17 protein-coding genes are annotated in these 21107 nt (G+C 57.2%); all 17 read left to right on the top strand.

What is annotated here, in order from left to right; all coding sequences use genetic code 11:
- Positions 1-3: 3 nt before the first annotated feature.
- The 17 genes from tssE (at position 4) to ACZRJQ_RS13405 (ending at position 21089) form a co-directional block, all read left to right on the top strand.
- Positions 4-411, top strand: coding sequence for a type VI secretion system baseplate subunit TssE (gene tssE, locus ACZRJQ_RS13485; RefSeq protein WP_463978841.1), 408 nt, complete (start codon positions 4-6; stop codon positions 409-411).
- 77 nt (positions 412-488) lie between these two features.
- Positions 489-2276 (top strand): type VI secretion system baseplate subunit TssF, encoded by a 1788-nt coding sequence (gene tssF, locus ACZRJQ_RS13480; protein WP_463978840.1) that lies wholly within the window; start codon positions 489-491, stop codon positions 2274-2276.
- Positions 2240-3247, top strand: a complete 1008-nt coding sequence (gene tssG / locus ACZRJQ_RS13475) for a type VI secretion system baseplate subunit TssG (RefSeq protein ID WP_463978839.1) — start codon at positions 2240-2242, stop codon at positions 3245-3247. Before tssF ends, tssG begins: the two co-directional genes overlap by 37 nt.
- A 12-nt stretch (positions 3248-3259) precedes the next feature.
- A complete protein-coding gene (gene tssH / locus ACZRJQ_RS13470) occupies positions 3260-5914 on the top strand; it encodes a type VI secretion system ATPase TssH (protein WP_463978838.1) in 2655 nt (884 codons plus the stop codon).
- Between the two features lie 10 nt (positions 5915-5924).
- On the top strand, positions 5925-7442 hold the full coding sequence (locus tag ACZRJQ_RS13465; RefSeq protein WP_463978837.1) for a sigma-54 interaction domain-containing protein: 1518 nt from the start codon (positions 5925-5927) through the stop codon (positions 7440-7442).
- A 93-nt stretch (positions 7443-7535) separates the two neighbouring features.
- Positions 7536-7676, top strand: a complete 141-nt coding sequence (locus ACZRJQ_RS13460; RefSeq protein ID WP_463978836.1) for a type VI secretion protein — start codon at positions 7536-7538, stop codon at positions 7674-7676.
- 17 nt (positions 7677-7693) lie between these two features.
- On the top strand, positions 7694-8890 hold the full coding sequence (gene tagH, locus ACZRJQ_RS13455; protein WP_463978835.1) for a type VI secretion system-associated FHA domain protein TagH: 1197 nt from the start codon (positions 7694-7696) through the stop codon (positions 8888-8890).
- Positions 8891-8895: 5 nt separating this feature from the next.
- Positions 8896-9396 carry a type VI secretion system lipoprotein TssJ gene (gene tssJ, locus ACZRJQ_RS13450; protein ID WP_463978834.1) on the top strand — a complete coding sequence of 167 codons (501 nt, stop codon included), beginning with the start codon at positions 8896-8898 and terminating at the stop codon, positions 9394-9396.
- Positions 9397-9398: 2 nt separating this feature from the next.
- A complete protein-coding gene (gene tssK / locus ACZRJQ_RS13445) occupies positions 9399-10730 on the top strand; it encodes a type VI secretion system baseplate subunit TssK (RefSeq protein ID WP_463978833.1) in 1332 nt (443 codons plus the stop codon).
- Positions 10731-10735: 5 nt separating this feature from the next.
- The gene (icmH, locus tag ACZRJQ_RS13440) at positions 10736-11632 is read left to right on the top strand and encodes a type IVB secretion system protein IcmH/DotU (protein WP_463978832.1); all 897 of its coding nucleotides are present in this window, start codon (positions 10736-10738) and stop codon (positions 11630-11632) included.
- 13 nt (positions 11633-11645) lie between these two features.
- A complete protein-coding gene (gene tssM, locus ACZRJQ_RS13435; RefSeq protein WP_463978831.1) occupies positions 11646-15173 on the top strand; it encodes a type VI secretion system membrane subunit TssM in 3528 nt (1175 codons plus the stop codon).
- Positions 15173-15901: a PP2C family protein-serine/threonine phosphatase gene (locus tag ACZRJQ_RS13430; protein ID WP_463978830.1), complete on the top strand. Its 729-nt coding sequence runs from the start codon at positions 15173-15175 to the stop codon at positions 15899-15901. Before tssM ends, ACZRJQ_RS13430 begins: the two co-directional genes overlap by 1 nt.
- Positions 15898-16905, top strand: a complete 1008-nt coding sequence (locus ACZRJQ_RS13425) for a serine/threonine-protein kinase (protein ID WP_463978829.1) — start codon at positions 15898-15900, stop codon at positions 16903-16905. The genes ACZRJQ_RS13430 and ACZRJQ_RS13425 overlap by 4 nt, the downstream gene beginning before the upstream one ends.
- Complete coding sequence (locus tag ACZRJQ_RS13420) at positions 16902-17420, top strand: DUF3304 domain-containing protein (protein WP_463978828.1); 519 nt, start codon at positions 16902-16904, stop codon at positions 17418-17420. The genes ACZRJQ_RS13425 and ACZRJQ_RS13420 overlap by 4 nt, the downstream gene beginning before the upstream one ends.
- On the top strand, positions 17405-17938 hold the full coding sequence (locus ACZRJQ_RS13415; RefSeq protein WP_463978827.1) for a DUF3304 domain-containing protein: 534 nt from the start codon (positions 17405-17407) through the stop codon (positions 17936-17938). The genes ACZRJQ_RS13420 and ACZRJQ_RS13415 overlap by 16 nt, the downstream gene beginning before the upstream one ends.
- On the top strand, positions 17923-18456 hold the full coding sequence (locus tag ACZRJQ_RS13410; protein WP_463978826.1) for a DUF3304 domain-containing protein: 534 nt from the start codon (positions 17923-17925) through the stop codon (positions 18454-18456). The genes ACZRJQ_RS13415 and ACZRJQ_RS13410 overlap by 16 nt, the downstream gene beginning before the upstream one ends.
- On the top strand, positions 18441-21089 hold the full coding sequence (locus tag ACZRJQ_RS13405) for a T6SS phospholipase effector Tle1-like catalytic domain-containing protein (protein ID WP_463978825.1): 2649 nt from the start codon (positions 18441-18443) through the stop codon (positions 21087-21089). Before ACZRJQ_RS13410 ends, ACZRJQ_RS13405 begins: the two co-directional genes overlap by 16 nt.
- The last annotated feature ends 18 nt before the right edge of the window (positions 21090-21107 follow it).

Raw genomic sequence — 21107 nt, 5'->3', positions numbered from 1 at the left:
TTCATGACTGGATACGGCAGCCTCTTTGAACGCCTGGGTGGCGACGCACAAACGCGCGTCGGCTGGAGCCGCGAGGTTTCTGCGACGGCGTCGGTGGCTGCCCATCTGGCCAAGATGCTCAGCACCCGTGCGGGCAGCGTGCAAACGCTGTCCGACTACGGGCTACCCGATCTCAATGACATGCGTTTGAGTCTGCACGACTCCCTGAGCCAAGCCCGCCAGGCCATCGAAAACTTTATCGAAGCCTACGAGCCACGCCTGAGCAATGTGCATGTCATTTCCCTGCCGCGTGATCACGATCAACTTCGTCTCTCCTTCAGCATCGAAGGCTTATTGGAAGTTGATGGTTTCAAGCGTCAGGTCAGTTTCGCCGCGCGCCTGGATGGCAGCGGCCAAGTCAACGTCAGTTAAGCGCGCCGTTGCTGTGTAATCCGGTGCAGTCGTCCGGGATGGTCTATTTGTGAGATTGAGTACCAGGAAGGTTCCTCGTGTCGTTTAACCACTACTACCAAAGCGAACTCACCGCACTTCGCCAGTTGGGTCGCCGATTTGCCGAACGTAGCCCGGCGTTGGCCCCCTTTCTGGGGCAGGCTGGGCGTGATCCCGATGTAGAACGGTTGCTTGAGGGCTTTGCATTTTTGACGGGCCGCCTTCGTCAGAAACTGGATGACGAACTGCCTGAACTTAGCCATTCGTTGATGCAGCTGCTGTGGCCCAACTACATGCGGCCATTACCATCGTTCAGCATTTTGCAATTTGACCCCCTGACCAGCGCCGGACCCGCGCTGCTGGTAGAGCGCGATACGCCCATTGAAAGCCAACCGGTTGACGGCGTGCGTTGCCGTTTCAGGACGTGCTACCCGACGCAGGTGTTACCGCTGGAGCTGACCGCACTTAACTACTCGGTCAAGGGGGATGGCTCGCTGCTCAGCTTGCGCCTTGAAATGAGTGCAGATGGTCATCTCGGAGAGCTGGAACTGAGCCGTCTACGTCTGCATTTTGCCGGCGAGCGCTATATCAGCCAGATGCTTTACTTGAGCCTGCTGCGCAATCTGGAAGGCATCGAACTGATCCCGCTGGACGCTGCCGGCCAGCCAATCGACGGCGTGAGCGGGGCGCCGATGGCGTTCAAGATCCCCGGCGATCGCGTGCAGCCAGTGGGCTTTGCCGAAGAAGAAGCACTGATTCCGTATCCGCTCAATACCTTCCGTGGCTATCGCTACCTGCAAGAGTATTTCGCGTTTCAGGACAAGTTTTTGTTCGTCGATATCAACGGTCTTGACCTGCTCAAGTCTTTGCCTGAGGACACGCTCAAACAGATGCGTGGCCTGGAGCTGCGTTTCGACATTCGCAAGAGCGGAATTCAGCGTCTGCGCCCCACGCTGGAGAACGTGAAGCTCTATTGCACACCCATCGTTAACCTGTTCAAGCACGACGCTCTGCCGATTCGTCTGGATGGCAAACAGGATGAATACCTGTTGCTGCCAGCCGAGTATGAGCTAGAGCACTGTGGTGTGTTCTCGGTAGAAGCGCTAATCGGCTGGAAGCCAGGTGGCCTGGGGTATGAAGAATACGTACCGTTCGAGTCCTTTGAGCACGACCCCAGTTTTGACGTGCCTACCAGCCGCCCGCATTACAGCATCCGCCAGCGTTCTTCGTTGTTGCACGATGGCCTGGACACGTACCTGAGCTTTGGCATTCGCCATACCGAAGCTCACGAAACCCTGTCGATTGAGCTGACCTGCACCAACCAAAATTTGCCGCGCAAACTCAAGTTGGGCGATATCAACCAAGCCTGCGAAGAGACGCCGGAGTTTCTGACGTTTCGCAATATCACCCCGGCCACGTCCAGTTTTGCGCCGCCGCTCAACCGCGATTTCCTCTGGAAGCTGATCAGCAACATGTCGCTCAACTACCTGTCGCTGGCTGATGTCAACGCGCTGAAGGTGATTCTGGAAACCTATGACCTGCCACGCTACTACGACCAACACGCTGAAAAGGTGAGCAAACGACTGCTCGGCGGGCTCAAGTCGATCAAGCATCAGCATGTCGACAGGCTGCATCGCGGGCTGCCGGTACGCGGGTTGCGTACGGAGTTGACTGTGGACACCGAGGGGTATATCGGCGAGGGCGATCTGTTCGTTTTTGCGTCGGTTCTAAACGAGTTTTTCGCGCTTTACGCCAGTCTTAATTCGTACCACGAGTTGCGCGTTAAAAGCACACAGGGAGAAGTGTACAAATGGACTCCACGAATGGGCCTGCAGCCGCTTCTTTAAGTGGCCTGACCCGTGTCATACGTGAGTATTCGCTGTTTCAGGCTGTGCTGTTGGTGGTTGACCGCCTGCGCGGGGCACACCCGTATCTGAGCGACGACGACCTGTACGATCAACTGGAATTTCAGGCTAACCCCAGCCTTGGGTTTCCGGGCAGTGACGTCGATCGCGTGGAGTTTTTCACGGAGCATGGTCAGTTGCGGGCACGGCTACGTTTCAACCTGATTGGCCTGGTGGGCTCAAGTTCGCCGCTGCCGGCGTTTTACGGCGAGCAGGCGTTGGGGGACAGCGAAGACGGCAACCCGACCCGCAATTTTTTGGACTTGTTTCACCATCGCCTGCAACGGCTAATGCTGCCGATTTGGCAAAAGTATCGCTATCGCGTGAGTTTTCAGAGTGGCGCACTCGACCCGTTTTCTTCACAGCTGTTTGCGCTCATCGGGTTGGGAGGGGAGGAGATCCGCAAGGCACAGGAGCTTAACTGGAAGCGCTTGTTGCCGTATTTGGGCTTGCTCAGCTTGCGGGCGCACTCGGCCGCGCTTATCGAAGCGGTGCTGCGTTACTACTTCAAACACGCCGAGCTGACGATTGAGCAGTGCATCGAACGGCGCGTCGAAATTCTCGAAGAGCAGAGAAATTGCCTTGGCCGTGCCAACAGCATGATGGGTGAAGACTTGGTGCTGGGTGAGCGAGTACGAGACCGCAGCGGCAAGTTTCGGATCTGCATCCGCGAACTTGACTGGCTGCGATTTCATGAGTTTTTACCTATCGGCTTTGGCTATCAGCCGCTGTGTGCGCTGGTGCGTTTTACCTTGCGAGACCCGCTTGATTACGACATCCGTCTGGTGCTGCGCCAGGAGGAAATACGCGAACTGCGCATCGGTGAGCAAAACGCCTGTCGCCTGGGATGGACCAGCTGGCTCGGACGCGAACGTGCCGACGGTGTAGTGACGCTGGGTAGCAAAATTCATTAAGGACGTGAACCAATGATCAACGTAGACCTGCAACAACTGATTCAGGCGTTGGACGCCCCAAGCCGTCGCGACCTGGAAAGCTCCGCCGAACGCTGTGTTGCCCGGGGTGGCAGCAAAATTCTTGTCGAAGACTTGCTGTTGGGCTTGCTGGAGCGTCCACAAGGCCTGCTGATGCGAGCGCTGCAAGATGCGCAAGTGGATGCCGGTGAACTGAGTGCTGCACTGCAATCGCGAGTTGAACACAGCGCCTCGCGCAACCCGGTATTTGCCCCCGAACTGGTGCAGTGGTTGCAGGACGCACTCCTGGTGGCCAACCTTGAGCTGGGCCAGAGTCAAGTTGAGGAGGCTGCGCTGATCCTCGCGTTGCTGCGCAACCCGATGCGCTATGCAGGCAGTCGTTACCAGTCGTTGCTGGCCAAGCTCAATATTGAGCGCCTCAAAGAATTTGCGCTGTCGCAAAAAGAACAGCCAGCTACCGGCAAGCCCGCAGTGCCCGGTGAGTCGCTGCTTGAACGCTTCACTCACAACCTGACCCAGCAAGCGCGCGACGGCAAACTTGACCCCGTGCTGTGTCGGGACGGCGCCATCCGGCAAATGATCGACATCCTGGCGCGTCGGCGTAAAAACAACCCCATTGTGGTCGGTGAGGCGGGTGTGGGTAAAACCGCGATTGTTGAAGGGTTGGCTTCGCGCATTGCTGCCGGTGAAGTGCCGCAAGCCCTCAAAGGGGTCGAGCTATTGTCGCTGGATATGGGCCTGTTGCAGGCAGGGGCCAGCGTCAAAGGTGAGTTTGAGCGTCGCCTTAAAGGTGTGATTGACGAAGTTAAAGCCTCGCCCAAACCCATCATCATCTTCATTGACGAAGCCCATACCTTGATCGGTGCCGGCGGCAATGCGGGTGGCTCTGATGCAGCCAACCTGCTCAAACCTGCACTGGCGCGGGGCGAGCTGCGCACCATCGCGGCCACCACGTGGGCTGAGTACAAAAAGTACTTCGAGAAAGACCCGGCACTGGCGCGTCGTTTTCAGCCTGTGCAATTGCACGAACCGACAGTCAGCGAGGCGGTCACCATTTTGCGTGGTTTGGCCCAAGTCTACGAAAAAAGCCACGGTATTTACCTGCGCGATGATGCCGTGGTTGCGGCTGCCGAATTGTCAGCTCGCTACTTGGCAGGCCGGCAACTACCGGACAAGGCCGTCGACGTACTCGACACCGCTTGCGCCCGTGTTCGCATCAGCCTTGCCGCAGCCCCCGAGAGCCTTGAGTGCTTGCGAGCAGAGTTGGCCGAAGGTGGTCGCCAGCGCCAAGCGTTGCGCCGGGATGATGAGGCCGGTTTAGTCATCGACAACGACGCGCTGGATGCGTTGGAAGAACGTTTGCTTGATGCCAATGACGAACGAGTCGCTTTGCAAGCGCGTTGGACAGAGCAGAAAGAGCTGGCTGAACGCCTGCTTGATTTGCGCCAGCAATTGGCCAAGGCCCGTGAAGCGGTGGCTGTTGAACCCATCGTCATGGTTGAAGAAAGCGCCGAAGGCTGCGTGATCGAAACCTTCGAACCGGCTGTGCAGCAAGCTCAAAGTGTTGAGTCATTACAGGCGGCACTAAACCAAACCCACAGCGCATTGATCGATGCCCAAGTCAATGATCGCTTGGTCAGCTTTGAGGTGTGCCCACGTTTGGTGGCCGAAGTCATCAGCGCGTGGACGGGTGTGCCGCTGGCGCAACTGGCCCGTGAACACAACGCCAAGGTAGCCAGTTTTGCCACAGACTTGCGCACGCGCATCCGCGGTCAGGAACAAGCTGTACATGCTCTTGATCGTTCAATGCGTGCCACGGCAGCAGGCCTCAACAAACCGGATGCGCCCGTTGGAGTCTTCCTGTTGGTCGGCCCCAGCGGTGTCGGCAAGACAGAAACTGCCTTGGCGCTGGCTGATTTGTTGTATGGCGGTGATCGTTTTATCACCACCATCAACATGTCCGAGTTTCAGGAGAAACATACCGTCTCACGCCTGATTGGGGCGCCACCGGGCTACGTCGGTTACGGCGAAGGCGGCATGCTCACGGAGGCGGTGCGCCAAAAGCCGTATTCAGTGGTGCTGCTTGATGAGGTCGAAAAAGCTGATCCGGACGTGCTCAATCTGTTCTATCAAATCTTTGACAAAGGCGTGGCCAACGACGGAGAAGGGCGCGAAATCGATTTTCGCAACACGCTCATTTTGATGACCTCAAACCTGGGCAGTGATCGCATCAGCCAATTGTGTGAAAACGGCGCGCGGCCGTCCGCCCAAGTCCTTGAAGAAACCATTCGCCCCGTACTGAGCAATCACTTCAAGCCGGCCTTACTGGCCCGTATGCGCGTGGTGCCGTATTACCCTGTGGGCGGCCCGGTGTTGCGAGAGTTGATTGAAATCAAATTGGGCCGTTTGGGAGAGCGACTTAACCGTCGTCAGTTGGACTTCACCTATTGCCAACATCTGGTAGATCACTTAGCTGAACGTTGCACTCAAAGCGACAGTGGCGCGCGCCTGATCGACCACCTGCTGGACTTGCACGTGCTGCCGCTGGTGGCTGACCGGTTGTTGGAAGCGATGGCAGCAGGCACACAGCTCAAGCGTGTGCACGCGACCCTCGACGCCAATGCCGCTGTCGCGTGCGAGTTTGCTTGAGGTGGGGGTGATGTTTACTCACGTACCTAAACCTCTGGCGTACGCGCAAGCGTTACTGGAGCAGTTCGCCAGCCTGTCGCAGGCTGAAAGCGTCAAGGTGCTGCTGGGCGACTGCGTGCGCAGTCTGGCCCAACTGAGTGGCTGTGAGTTGACTCAGCTGTACCTGCTGGATGCCACCCATACGCGTCTTGGAATGAGTGCCGAGTGTTTGGGCGGTGTGCTGCACACCGAACAAACCCAGAGCTTGAGCGTGGACTACACCGGTGAGCAACTGCTGCAGTTTGCCCTGTGCCAGAACCGTGCCGTGTGTCTTGGTGAGCTGAGTTCCAGCTTGCACGAGACCAGTTTTTTACCCACGTGCGCACGCCCTTGGCAGTCATTACTGTGTGTACCGCTGGTCAATCAGAAACACGCCGTCGAGGGTGTGATGCTGTGCGCCAGTGGCGAGCATCTGGACTTACAAGGTTTTGCCAGCTCTTTCGGCCAACTGGGCGCGTTCGTGCTGGGGCAACGTCGCCTGCTGCAAAGCGTCAATCGCTCGGTTGATGTTGCAACCTCGGCGTCGCTCAGTGCCCCGAGTACCAGCGGTTATGGGCTGATCGGCAAAAGTGCAGCCATGCGCCAAACCTACACGCTGATCAGTAAGGTGCTGCACAGCCCGTACACCGTGCTGCTGCGCGGCGAGACCGGCACAGGCAAAGAAGTGGTAGCGCGGGCGATTCACGATTGTGGCCCGCGGCGCTCGCAAGCATTCATCGTGCAAAACTGCGCCGCAGTGCCCGAAAACCTGTTGGAAAGCGAACTGTTTGGTTACCGCAAGGGTGCCTTTACTGGCGCAGACCATGATCGCGACGGGCTATTCGATGCGGCCAATGGCGGTACGTTGCTGCTGGATGAAATTGGCGACATGCCTCTGTCGCTGCAAGCCAAGTTATTACGAGTCTTGCAGGAGGGGGAAATCCGGCCGCTAGGTTGCAACGAAACCCACACCATTGATGTGCGCATTATTGCGGCCACCCACTGCGACCTGGATGTGTTGGTCAGCGAAGGCAAGTTTCGCGAAGACTTGTATTACCGGCTGGCGCAATTTCCGATCGAGCTACCGCCCTTGCGCCAGCGTGAAGGCGACATCCCCGAACTGGCCCGCCACTTCGCTGAGAAGGCCTGCACGTTCTTGCAACGCGATGCGATCGAGTGGTCTCAAGCTGCGCTGGATCACCTGTCGGGCTATGCCTTCCCGGGCAACGTTCGGGAGTTAAAAGGGCTGGTCGAACGTGCCGTGTTGCTATGTGAAGGCGGCGAGCTATTGGCTGAGCATTTTGCGTTGCGCCTGGACGCCCTGCTAGACAGCAACGACGTTAGCTTGCGTGAACGACTGGAGCAAATCGAGCGGGGTTTGCTGCTCGACTGTTTGCGCAAAAACGACGGTAACCAAACCCTGGCGGCCCGCCAATTGGGCCTGCCACGCCGCACATTGCTGTATCGCCTGGGGCGGCTAAACATCAACGTGGGTGACTTCGTTGAATAGCCACACGCCTGTTGGCCCCACCTCATTCGTCTTTAACAGCGCCGTCCGATTCGGCGGTTGTTGTGTGTTTAGTCTATGTCTGGAGACCCTCTGATGCCTGTTCGTCACTGGCAAGCTGCGCTGCTGGCCCTCATCGTTTTATTTGGCCTCAGCGGCTGCGGCGGTAATTACAAATTCAACGACAACACCTATCGCCCATTGGGTGATCCGCAGGCGGTCAATCGCGGCAAGTGACCGCAAGGAGCATCAACATGGAACTGGTTTTCGAAATGCTGAACACCAAGCAGTTCGTGCCTACGCACTTGTGCCAAAAGACCTTCACACAGGCTGGTGGCACGATTGGACGGGGGTTGGATTGTGATTGGGTCATTCCAGACGAGAAGCGTCACTTGTCCAGTCATCACGCGTTGATCAATTACCGCGACGGCAAGTTTTACCTGACGGACACCAGTAGCAACGGTATGCAGGACGGCCAAAGCGGCGCTCATTTACGCAAAGGCGAAGCCATACGCCTTGAGAGTGGCAGCACCTTTGTAATGGGTGACTTCGAGATTCGTGCACGGCTGGTACGTGACCCAGCCAGCTATGCGCAAGAAGTGGGGTTGGTGCAGGCAGCGGGGAGCATCATCCCTGACAATGCGTTTTTTGATCTTGATCCGCTCCAGACTCTCGACGAGCAGGAGCGTGAACACTGCGATGTTGAAGACCTGATCAACCCTGACCTGAGCCCCGAGCCGACACGTCAGCGTGCGGATTACGCGCGTATCGACATGGAAAGCCTGATGGTGCCAGAGTTGATCGAAGCCCCCAAACCCCCTGAGCCTGCCCCGGCTCCCCCGGCGATTGAGCGTCAAAGCGAAGCGTTTTGGGCCAGTTTTGGTGCGGCACTGGGTGTCGATTTAGAGGCGCTCGATCACGACGCACGTGAAGCCCTGGCCCTTAACGCTGCGCGCCTGCTCAAGCAAAGCATTGGGGGGTTGCAGCAGAGCCTGCGGACTCGCAGTGAGTTGAAAAACGAATTGCGTCTGGCTCAGACCACGGTACAAGGCAGCCAGAAAAACCCGCTTAAATTTGCCCTTGATGCGGGGCAGGCACTGGATATTTTGTTACGCCCCAGCCGCCCCGGACAGTTTTCTGCCGAGCAGTCGATTGCCCGTGGCTTTCGTGATGTGCAAGCGCATCAGGTGGCGCTACTGACCGCCAGCCGTGCCGCACTGCGCTGCACGCTCGAGCATTTCTCGCCGCAGCAATTGACCTTGCGTTTTGAGCGCGACAACAAACCGCTGCTCGCCACTTCCGGCAGCCGCTGGAAAGCCTACGGCCGTTATCACCAAGCCTTGCAGCAGGATGATGACTGGAGCGAGCGTTTGTTGGCCCGTGACTTTGCTCAAGCCTACGAAGAGCAAGTGCGCTTGATTTCCTCCCTTCACAATGACCACCAAGGATGATGAGCATGTCTCGCTGTTCAACCGCTTTTTTAAAAACGCTGATGGCGTGCGCAGCACTGATGTGGCTGGCCGGATGTTCCTCCCTGTCACCGTACTCGACCATGACCAAAGTCAACCTGAAACTGACCGCCAATGATCAGCTCAACCCCGACCTTAATGGGCGTCCGTCGCCGATTGTGATCAGCCTGTTTGAGCTTAAACACCCGGTGGCTTTCGAGAATGCGGACTTCTTCAGCCTGTATGAGCGCGCCAAGGACTCTCTGACCCCGGATCTAGTGGCCAGTGAAGAGCTTGAATTGCGCCCAGGTGAGACCGTCGAACTTAAACTCAGCGTGGAGGAGGGCAGCCGTTTCGTAGGCGTGCTCGCCGCTTACCGCGATTTACCGGACACCCAATGGCGTTATACCGTGCAGCTCACCCCGCAAGCTGTGACCGAGGTGGATTTGACCCTCGATCAGGCGGGGATTCGCACCACCCAGGCCACGCTCGCCAAGGCGGGTGACTGACCATGAAAGCGCATAAAGTCATTTGGCAGGAAGGTATGTTGCTGCGCCCGCAGCACTTCCAGCACAACGATCGCTACTACGATCACCAGATGAAATCCCGCACCCAGTTGCTGGGCAGTTATATCTGGGGGTTCTTGAGCCTGGACATCGACTTGCAGTTCCTCAACATGGGCAAGTTGGTTATCAGCCGAGCCTCCGGCATTTTGCCGGATGGCAGCTTGTTTGAACTGGGCGGCAATACTGAGCCTTTGGCGCTGGATGTGCCGCCGAACACCGGCAATACGCCGATCTATCTGGCACTGCCATTGGTAACCGGCAATCACATCGAAGCTCGCCGCCCTGAGCAATCGGATGTCCTGGCGCGTTACACCGCTTATGAAAGCGAGGTGACGGACTCCAACGCAGGCGACGACTCTTGCAGTCAGGTCAGTTGCGCGCGGCCAGATTTTCGCCTGTTGCTGGGCGAGCAACAGAGTGATCAGGCCTACGTAAAACTTAAAATCTGCAACGTGCTCGACACCACCCCCGACGGCGTGATCAGCCTTGATCCTGACTATGTGCCGACTTTCATTCAGGCGCATTCTTCCGGCTATTTGCTGTCGTGCCTCAAAGAGGTCATCAGCATGTTGGCGCATCGGGGCGACACCATCGCTGAACGCATCCGCTCCAATGGCAAAGTGGGCGGCGCTGAAGTCGGCGACTTCATGATGTTGCAGCTGATCAACCGTACAGAACTGCTGCTGCGCCACTATTTGGGGCTGGAACAGGTTCACCCCGAAGAGTTGTATCGCACGCTGCTGACCATGCTCGGTGATCTGGCAACATTCTCCAGCGACCATAAACGCCCTCGTCTGGACAGTCGTTACCAGCACAGTGATCAGGGCGCGAGCTTTCGTAAATTGATGGAAGCGATTCGTCAGGTGCTGTCGATGGTGCTTGAGCAACACGCGATCGAACTGCTGCTGCAAGCCCGTCAATACGGGATCATCGTGTCGCCTTTGAACGATCACAAGCTGTTGACCTCGGCCTCGTTTGTACTGGCGGCCAGTGCCAACTGCGACTCAGAAGAGTTACGCCATCGACTGCCTGCGCACCTTAAGGTCGGCCCGGTGGAGAGCATTCGCCAACTGGTTAACCTGCATTTGCCCGGCATCAAGGTCAAACCCTTGCCTGTGGCTCCCCGGCAAATTGCGTTTCACTCCAACAAAACCTATTTCAGCCTCGAACTCAGCCCCGAAGACGTTGCACAACTCGAACGCTCGGGTGGTTTCGCGTTCCACGTGTCTGGCGAGTTCTCTGAGCTTGAATTGAAATTCTGGGCCATCAGGAACTAACCAGCATGATTAAGGACATGGAACACACTCAGGACGATAAAACCATTCTGCTCAACCGCAAGGGCAAGCAAGCGCAAGAGCCCCGTGAGGGGGCCGAACCCCTTTCGTTGACAGACTTTGACGCGCCGCCGCGTTTTGAACAACTGGAAGACCGCATGATTTACGCCGCGCGCTTGCGCCCGGCTGAGTCCTTCAATATCAGCATCAACCCGCTGGTGGCTGCGGGGGCCGGGCTGTTGTCTGAAGTGGTACGCATCAAACACAGTACCGCCGTTGAAAACATGGCCGTGCTCAATGAGCGGCTGAGTAAAGAACTCGATCACTTTGAAACCCGCGCATTGCATCACGGTGCTGACGCCAGTCAAGTCAAGGCTGCCCGGTATGTGCTGTGCACGGTGGCCGATGAAGCGGTGGTGACCACTGACTGGGGCAATGAAAGCGAATGGTCGCGAATGAGTCTGCTCAGCAGCTTTCACAGCGAGACCTTTGGCGGCGAAAAGTTTTTTAGCTTGCTCGACAGGCTGTCCAAAAACCCGGTTAAGCACTTGCCGATGCTGGAACTGATGTACCTGTGCCTGTCGCTGGGCTTTGAGGGCAAATACCGGGTGCAACCACGCGGCATGTTGGAGCTTGAAGGGATACGCGACGCTTTGTATCGCCAGATTCGTCAACTCAGGGGCGATGTGCCGCGTGAGTTGTCACCGCATTGGGAGGGCCTGAGTGATCGTCGCCGCCGATTGGTGCGCATCGTGCCTGCCTGGATGCTTGTGCTGTTCACCGTGGTGTGTCTGGTGGTGATGTATTCGGGTTTTGCCTGGGTGTTGGGCGAGCAGCGCGAGACTGTTCTCAAACCTTACCAGCCGTTTGATTCGGCAGCGGTTACGCCGCAGCCTGCGCCGTAAACAGGGACGTGTGATGAAAAACTTTTTCAAAAAACTCGGCGCTTTCTTGCGTCAGACCTGGGTTTGGACCTTGCTGTTGGTGCTGTCTATTGCGCTGCTGGTGTGGTTTGCAGGGCCGCTGCTGGCCATTGATGACTACAAATTTTGGGCCAGCGCAACGTCGCGTTTGTTGACCATTAGCGTGCTGTTCCTGATCTGGGGCCTGAGCATGGTCTTTGTCAGTTGGCGTGCTGGGGTACGTAAAAAAGAAGTTGAGCAAACAGATGATGGTCAGGACCGTATTCGTCGTGACGAGCTGATTAACGATGAACACAAAGAGCTCAAAACACGTTTTAAAGATGCGCTTCATACGCTCAAGCGGTCGAGCCTGTATCGCGGGCACAGCGAGCGCTGGCGCGCCGATTTACCGTGGTATTTGCTGATTGGCCCGCAGGGCAGCGGCAAGACCAGCTTGCTGGATTTTTCGGGCCTTGAATTTCCGATCAATAAAATTGACCGAAAGCTAACCCGCGACACCCACGGCACACGTCATTGCGATTGGTACTTCGCTGACCACGGTGTGTTGATCGACACCACAGGGCGCTATCTGACTCAAACCGAGGCTGACGTTGACAGTAGCGCGTGGCATACCTTGCTTGACCTGCTGCGCAAGCGTCGCCGCAACAGGCCGTTGAACGGGGTATTGGTGACGTTGCCCGTTGATGCCTTGATCGAAGGCGACGAGAAAAAGCTGGAAATACTCGCCCGTCAGGTGCGCTCGCGCTTGCAGGAAGTCCATCAAAAACTACACGTTGATGTGCCGGTGTACCTGGTGCTGACCAAGGCAGACAGCGTGCTGGGGTTTGATGAGTTTTTTGATCAACTGAGCCGTGAAGAAAGCGAGCAAGTACTGGGCGCAAGCTTTCGTAAAGAGCAGAGCGGCGCTGATGCCAGCGTGCTGCGTGCCGAGTTTGAAGAGTTGCTGCGTCGCCTGAACAGCCAAGTGATCATGCGCATGCACCAGGAGCGTGACAGTGAACGCCGTGGCCGGATTCTCGATTTTCCTCATCAATTAGGGCTGATCGGTGAGCGTTTGTGTCTGTTTGTCGATATGGCGTTCACTGGCAATCGCTACCAGCGTCTGAGTCAGTTGCGGGGCTTTTATCTGACCAGTGCACCGCACTTGACGCAGGAAATGGACGAGAGCACTGCTGCGATTGGCTCGAATTTGGGCATGAGTTCGGGCGTATTGCCTACCCTGCGCAGTGGCCGCTCGCGATTTATTCACCATGTGTTGAGCCGGGTAATTTTCCCGGAGGCCGAGTTGGCCGGTCTGGACAAACGTGAGCACCGACGCATTCATTGGGGGCAACGCGTTCTGTACGTGGGGGCGCTGATAGCCTTGGCCCTGTTTGGCTTGTTGTGGGCAGGCAGCTTTTCGGCCAACTCCGGGCGTCTGGAAAACCTGCGTGCGTTGGCGCAAACCTTGACACAGCAACTGTCAGCGCTGACTTCGCGCGATGACTCAATGGCCGTGCTAAAACCGCTCGACACCTTACACGCGGCGACGGAGGTGTTCCCGAGCAAAAGCGATGTGTCCTACCTTGATCGTGGTGGTTTGTATCAAGGTGAAGACGTCAACCCGGTGACCCAAGCGGCCTATGAGCAAGAGTTACAAGCCCAGTTGTTGCCGCGGGTGGCGGCACTGCTGGAAGGCCAGATACGCACCAACATGCGCGACCGCGAACGCCTGCTCAATAGCCTGCGTGCGTACTTGATGCTGAACCTCAAAGACCGTCGCGACAACGCCTGGCTTAAAGAGTGGGTAGCCACTGACTGGTCAATGCGTTACGCCGGCAACACAGAGGTGCAAAACGGCTTAAACACGCACTTTGATCGCTTGCTCAAACTGCCGTTTGTCTACCCGTTGAATGAGCAATTGGTGGCCCAAGCACGGCAAGTTTTGCGCAGCGAGTCGCTGGCGAACGTGGTGTACCGCGTGCTTCGCGAGCAGGCGCGCAGCTTGCCTGAATACCGGTTTAGCCAACATTTGGGGCCGCAAGCTGCGCTGTTTGTGGGCACCGATTATGTGATTCCGGGGTTTTACACTCAGCAGGGTTATCAGCAGTACTTTTCGGTTCAGGGCACCGCGCTGGTTACCGATCTTTTACAAGACAACTGGGTGCTGGGCGAAGGCGCGGGCATCAGTGGCATGGATTTGCGGCGCTTAATGGTTGAACTGGAGCAACTCTACTTCCGCGATTACGCCAATTATTGGAGTGAAGCCGTCGGCCGAGTGTCGTTGCCGCCGTTCAACGATGCCGCGGAAGGCGCAGAACAGCTGGCCGGGCTGACCTCTGCCAATTCACCGATTCTGCAATTGCTGGTGGAAGTGCGCGAAAATACACGCTTCTCGGCCCTGGTAGATAACGTCGACCAAGCCGCCGATGCAGCGACAAAGGTTGGCGACAAAGGCGGCAAGCTGGGTAAAGTCGCGGCGGCAGTGGCAGGCAAGGCGTCCGATGCGGTGGCTAAAAATCTGCCTGACACGGCTCGTAAATCCTTGCAACGTCGCTTTGAGGCGCTGCACCGTTTGTTGGATGACAACAACGGCCCGGCCGCAGACCTGACCCCGGCCCTGCAATCACTCAACGACCTGCAATTGCAATTGTCGAGTTTGGCCCGTGCCAGTGCGCCAGAGCAGGCCGCGTATGAAATGGCCAAAACCCGCATGAGCGGCCAGCGTGATGCGCTGAGCAACTTGCGCAATGCCTCTGGCCGTTTGCCGCGCCCAGTGAGCGTGTGGTTTAACGTGCTAGCAGACGATACCTGGCGTCTGGTGCTTGATGACGCTTACCAGTACCTGAATCAGCGTTACAAAAGTGAGCTGTACAGTTTTTACGGTAAGGCGATCAGCAAGCGCTACCCGTTCAACGCGCACAGCACCAGCGACGTGGCGATCAGCGACTTCCGTGAGTTTTTCAAGGCTCAGGGCATAGCAGACCGGTTCTTTGACACCTACATGCGAGCCTTCGTCAATGGCGATGCGGGTAACTACCGTATGCGCAGCATTGACGGGCACAGTTTGCCGGTCTCCAAGGTTTATCTCGACCAAATGGCGTCTGCGCAAGTGATCCGCCAGAGCTTCTTCGCCGAAAACCCGGCCGAGCCGCGAGTGCAGTTCAAGCTGGAGCCGTACACCTTGGATGCTGCGGTCAGTCGCTCTGAGTTCACCTTCGCCGGTAAAAGCATCGAATACCGCCACGGCCCGATTGTGCCGGTCTCGTTCACATGGCCTGGCGAAGCTGATGACGGACGTACCAGTCTGGTGTTGGACAAAATGGCGGGGCGCCCGGTGGGGATCGAAAAAAATACCGGCCCGTGGTCGTTGTTCCGTTTGTTTGACCTGATGCAGACCGAGTCTCTGACTGGGCGCGATGTACTGGTGTTAAAAGCCGACTTGGGCGGCTTGCGGGCCAACTACCTGCTGATGAGCCAGCGCACACCGAACCCGTTTGACATGGGAGTGCTAAGGACTTTCCGTATGCCGGTACAACTTTGATGGGGGCTGCCAAGCCTTGGCGCAGCGCCGCGCGTACCGACCCTGGCAAGGTGCGGGCGCGCAATGAAGATGCTTTTCTGGACTGTGCGCAACAAGGGTTATGGGTGGTCGCGGACGGCATGGGCGGGCACCACGCCGGGGACATTGCGAGCCAGTTGATTGTTGCCAGTTTGGCGGAGTTGCCGGTTACCGACGACTTTGACCAACGACTGACGGGGGTCCGCCAGTGCTTGCACTGGCTCAACCGCAGGTTTGGCCAAGAGTTGACCGTTATTGCTGGCCGCCAAGACGCCATCATGGGCAGTACCGTGGTGGCGTTATTGGTGCAAGGCAATCGTGCAGCCTGTATCTGGGCGGGTGACAGCCGGTGCTATTTGTGGCGCGGCCAACGCCTGTACCAGTTGTCCAAAGACCATTCACTGCAACAGGAGTTGATGGACGAGCAGAACATGAGCGTTGAGCAAGCACGGGCGCACCCGTCTGCCCACGCGTTGACCCGTGCGGTGGGGGCCAGCGAGCAGTTGACGTTGGACGTGATTGAACTTGAGGTGTACCCCGGCGATGCTTTTTTGCTGTGCAGCGACGGTTTGTACCAAGGCTTGAGCAGCGACGCATTGGGCAATGCCCTGAGCCTGACTGCGCCGCACATTGCCTTGGAGCGCCTGTTCGACAGCGCGTTACGGGGTTCGGCGCGTGACAATTTGACGGCCGTGGTGATCCGCCAATGACTGATCAGTTATCACCGCTTGATGACGAGCTGCTCAGCGATGAGCAGCCTGGCAACCTCACGTACTTTGCCTTCGCCAAGCCCCAAGAAGCCACGCCAGTCGCGCCACCAACACGCGCCAACGTAGGCGAAATGCCCGAGGTGTTGGCCGGCCGCTACTGTATCGAGCGTTTGCTCGGCGCGGGTGGCATGGGGACGGTTTACCGTGCGCGCGATCTGCTGCACGAACAATTTGGCGACCCTCACCCTTACATCGCAGTAAAAATGCTCAGTGAAGAGTTTGCCGATTCACCCGACGCAAGCGCTTTGCTTTACAGCGAGTTCGCCCTGACCCGGCGGCTGCGCCACCACAACGTGGTGCGCTTGCACAGCTTTGAAGTGGACACCGTTTGCCAGCGGGCTTTTATCACCATGGAGCTGATGCGTGGGTTAACGCTGGACAAGTTGCTGTGCGAGCGCCCCTTGGGCTTGCCGTGGCAAGAACTGCGCGACATCGCATTGCCGCTGCTTGAGGCAATAGCGCACAGCCATGCCAGCGGCGTGCTGCATGGGGATCTCAAACCCAGCAACGTAATGCTCAGTGAAGAGGGCGTGCGCGTGTTTGATTTTGGCCTGGGGCAGGCCGAGGAGGGCATCTTGCCTGGCCTGCCACACCTGAGCCGCAGTCGCTTCGATGCCTGGACGCCCGGCTATGCCGCGCCGGAACTGCTTGAGGGCCAGCCGCTATCCGCGCGTGCGGACATCTATGCGCTGGCGTGTGTGCTCTATGAATTGGCGGGCGGCAAACACCCGTTCAAGCGTTTGGCATCCACCGAAGCGCGCCTGCTTGGGCTCGACCATCAACTCAAAGCCCCTAAACAGCTGCCGCGACATTGCTGGCCTGCCTTGCGTGCAGCGTTGAGTTTTGACGCCAACACACGAACCACCACTGCCGCGCAGTTACGGGACGTCATGGCCGCCACCTCGTTGTGGCGCAAAGGCTGGTTGCGCAAGGGGAGCTTATGACTCGACTGCTGTTTTTGGTGTGTGCTGGCGCTATTGCGCTGCAAGGTTGTGCTGAGCCGAAGCCCAAGATGCTGGGGGCGCCGATTGAGGGGTATAGCCATACCTCGGCGGCGATTAATCGCTTTTCGGTCAACGGCAATGGCGGCCCGAATCTCAGCCCCTATGGCTATAACGGAGGGCAAATGTGCTGTATTGCGCTACCGGTTAAGTGGCGCCCTGATTTGACCGTGGTCGTGGAGTGGGAAAAGGATCCTGATCCACATGCTTACGTAAATTGGCCGCCGCTAGGCACTGACGGTTATAGAGCCGCCTACAAAGTGCATGCGGCTAAATACACCCGCCATCGCGTTGTTGCCCCAGTTGCTCGATATGAACGGCTGGGTGTAGTCGATGTTCACTTTTTACCCTGCAATCAAGTTGCAGTGTCGGCTGTTGCCGAGCTACCCGGCCAGCCGGGATACCCATTCAACTTCCCTAGGAAAATGGAGGAGCCCAAGACATGTCCGAAGCCATGAGGCGTTTGCTGTTCTTAGTCTGTGTTAGCGGCCTAGCGCTGCAAGGCTGTGCTGAGCCGAGGCCCAAGATGCTGGGGGCGCCGATTGAGGGGTATAGCCATACCTCGGCGGCGATTAATCGCTTTTCGGTCAACGGCAATGGCGGCCCGAATCTCAGCCCCTATGGCTATAACGGAGGGCAAATGTGCTGTGTTGCGCTACCGGTTAAGTGGCGCCCTGATTTGACCGTGGTCGTGGAGTGGGAAAAGGATCCAAACCCGCATGACTCTGAAAACTGGCCAAAACCGAGATACTCCGATGCATGGTCCAAAGCTGCTAGAGAACACGAAACCCACTACACCCGCCATCGCGTTGTTGTCCCAGTTGCTCGATATGAACGGCTGGGTGTAGTTGATGTTCACTTTTTGCCCTGCAACCAAGTTGCTGTCACGGCTGGGCTTATGCTGCCCAGAGCACCCAACTACCCCTATCACTTCCCTCAAAAAATGGAGGAGCCCAAGACATGTCCCAAGCCATGATGCGTTTGCTGTTTTTAGTCTGTGTTAGCGGCCTAGCGCTGCAAGGTTGTACTGAGCCGAAGCCCAAAATGCTAGGGGCGCCGATTGAGGGTTATAGCCATACCTCAGCAGCAATTAATCGGTTTTCGGTCAACGGCAATGGCGGCCCGAATCTCAGCCCCTATGGCTATAACGGAGGGCAAATGTGCTGTGTTGCGCTACCAGTTAAGTGGCGTCCTGATTTGACCGTGGTCGTGGAGTGGGAAAAAGATCCTGATCCGCATGCTTACGGAGGTTGGTCTGAACCGTTGTTTTCTGATGGCTGGAGTAAGCGTATGGAAGAACACGAAACCCATTACACCCGCCATCGCGTTGTTGCCCCAGTTGCTCGGTATGAACGGCTGGGTGTAGTGAATGTGCACTTTTTGCCCTGCAACCAAGTTGCTGTCACGGCTGGGCTTATGCTGCCCAGAGCACCCAACTACCCCTATCACTTCCCTCAAAAAATGGAGGAGCCCAAGACATGTCCGAAGCCATGAGCCCAAAGGCTGGGAAGCCAAAGCCGCAGTTTATGAGCCCAACCCCAGATTTCAAGATGGGAGGACTGTTACCTGCGACCCCGAGTGATGTGCTAAGCAACTACCGCGTACAACAAAGGGCCTACAACGAGTTTGAGCAGCAGGCTATGGACGAAGCTCGTGCTGCGGGACGACCTTACGTCGGCCCGCCGTGCATGAAAATTCTGTCCATTACCCTGTGTTTTGATGGCACTAACAACCATGAGCCTAGCGACACTATCGCCAAGCCTTCGACAACTACGAATGTGGCCCGCCTTTTTCATGCCAGCTTAGGGGGTTCGGGTAAGGAGGCAGAAGAAGTTGAAGGTTTCTATCGTTATTACATGCCGGGTGTTGGCACTGAGTTCAAGGAAATAGGCGAGTTTGAGCCCAGTTCGCTGGGGTTGATGATGTCTATTGGCGGTGAAAACAGAGTTAACTGGGGGCTGACGCGTTTAATCGATGCCCTAAAAAGGGCTTGCGGTGACACCTACCTTGATACGGACGAGGCTTATACGCTGGTTCAAAAAATGGGCACCTGCGTTACTGAGGACGTCCTCGGCGCCTCCTTGTTCAAAAGCAGCTACGCCCGCCGTGAAGAGGCACTGCAACAACCGCTGGCTGAGCTGAAAAGCCAAATCGAGGCCTGCCATAGCGCTAAAAGCATCGCCCCAATCAAGGCGTTGCGTCTGTTTGTGTACGGTTTTTCGCGAGGCGCTGCTGAGGCGCGGGCGTTTGCCACTTGGCTCGAAGCCCTGACCAAGATCGAGGTGGAGGGCAGCACCTGCTACCTGTTTGCCGGGCTGCCGATCAAGATTGTGTTTATGGGGTTGTTCGACACCGTGGCCTCGGTGGGCATCCCTTATTTAGTGCCTTTTGCGGCCGGGCATATGGGCTGGGCCGATGGCAGCATGCGCTTGCCTGATTCAGAGCAGTTTTTGGAGCGCTGCGTACATATGGTGGCAGCCCATGAGCAGCGCAGTTGCTTCCCGGTGGACTCGATACGGCGCAAAGCCAACCCCGACGACCCGCAGTGCGTTTCGACCTATCGCAACGGCACCGATGAGTTTATGTACCCCGGCATGCACTCCGATGTGGGCGGCGGTTATCCACCCGGCGATCAGGGACGGTCGACAGAAGGTGGAAAGGAGGTGCTGTCGCAAATTGCGCTGCACCACATGTTTGACGAGGCCTATAAAGTAGGTGCGCCATTACAGGCTCCACAAGCGGCGTTAGAAATAGATTTGTCAAACCGTTGGCCATGGTTAGTTATGGATGGTGCAACGCTTAAGGAATACGAAGTTGGCCCCACCCTCATAAACCGCTTCAACACCTGGCTGGACAACATGGACAACGGCCCGTTGGAGGAGGTCATGGCCCGTGAAGCGGGGTTGATCACCGGTTGGCGGATCAACCGTTACGCCAAGGGCCGAGCCCGGTTCACCGGCTCGTATCGTAATGTCATGAAGGTGAGGAAAAACGAGGCGGGCAAGCCTGAAACGCCCGACATGAACAATGAAGAGCGCACTGCCTTCAAAAAGCTGCACAACCTGCAGCTGGCTGAAGATGTGGCTCGCCTTAAGGGTGAGTCGCCGCCGGTGCTGTCTGAGGCCGATGAAAAACAGCGGGACGCCTGGAAGAAGATCAAAAAAGGCTATGAAACCCGCACCGGAACGTCGCCCGGCATCCCTGAATTCAACACCAGTAAGGATTTCGAACCGAACCTGGACTGCCAGCAATTGATCAATGCGATGGAAGACTTTCGGCGCGATTACGTGCCGGAGTGGAGGCTGAGCGCCTCGGAAATGCTCGGTTTAGGCACGTTGGCCAATACCTTGGTGGGCGGGTTGGTGTACATGACCAACAGCCAGGATGAAGCCCAGCACTACGCCGATTTGCGGGCTGCCGGGGAGGCTTGCGAGGCGCAGCTGTTTGGTCACCAAGGCAAACCGGTGGACGACAGAGCCTGGTTGATCGTCGGCCTGTTTGACGAGCATGTGCATGACTCGCGGGCCTGGTTTATGAACTCGGCCTTAAACGAGCGCGAATTGTTCAGCGACTACTTTCGCTATCGCGGCATCTTTTTTGACAATGAGTCCAACAACGAACTGTCCTTGGTGGTGGCTGCCGGGCAGGTGGTCGGTGTGGGGCTGGCCGTGGCCAGTGTGGGGCTGAGTGTAAAACGTCACGACCCACGGTTTTTGGTGGGGCTGATTATTCCTAGTTTGGGTACACCGGTGTTTCGCGGCAAAGTGGGCTTGCCCATCATCAGTGCGTTTGACAACGTCACCGGGCGCGTATTGCCGATGCTTGAAGGGCTGGAGTCCATTAGGGCCTACACCAAAGACCCGGGCAGTGTGGTTAAAGCCGTGCAAGCCTTACCTGCTCCGCCTGCACTGACCGAGAAAAACGCCACAACGGACAATCTGATCGCGGTGCTCAAGGGTGTGGCCGCCCCCTGGCAAGCCCAGCCACAGAGCGCAAGTGATGAAATTGCTTATAGAGCCTCCCCCAGAGGCCCGGTTATCGACAGCGATGATCAAGCGATTGCGGCGTTGATCGGCGAGTACGTGATCGGTGCGCCTTATGAGCTGGATATTGATTCAATCGTTTAGGTCGCCAGTTATCCGTGG

The organism is Pseudomonas sp. E315 (assembly GCF_055406205.1).
The sequence above is the reverse complement of the archived record's forward strand: the minus strand, read 5'-3'. Positions and strand labels throughout refer to the sequence as shown.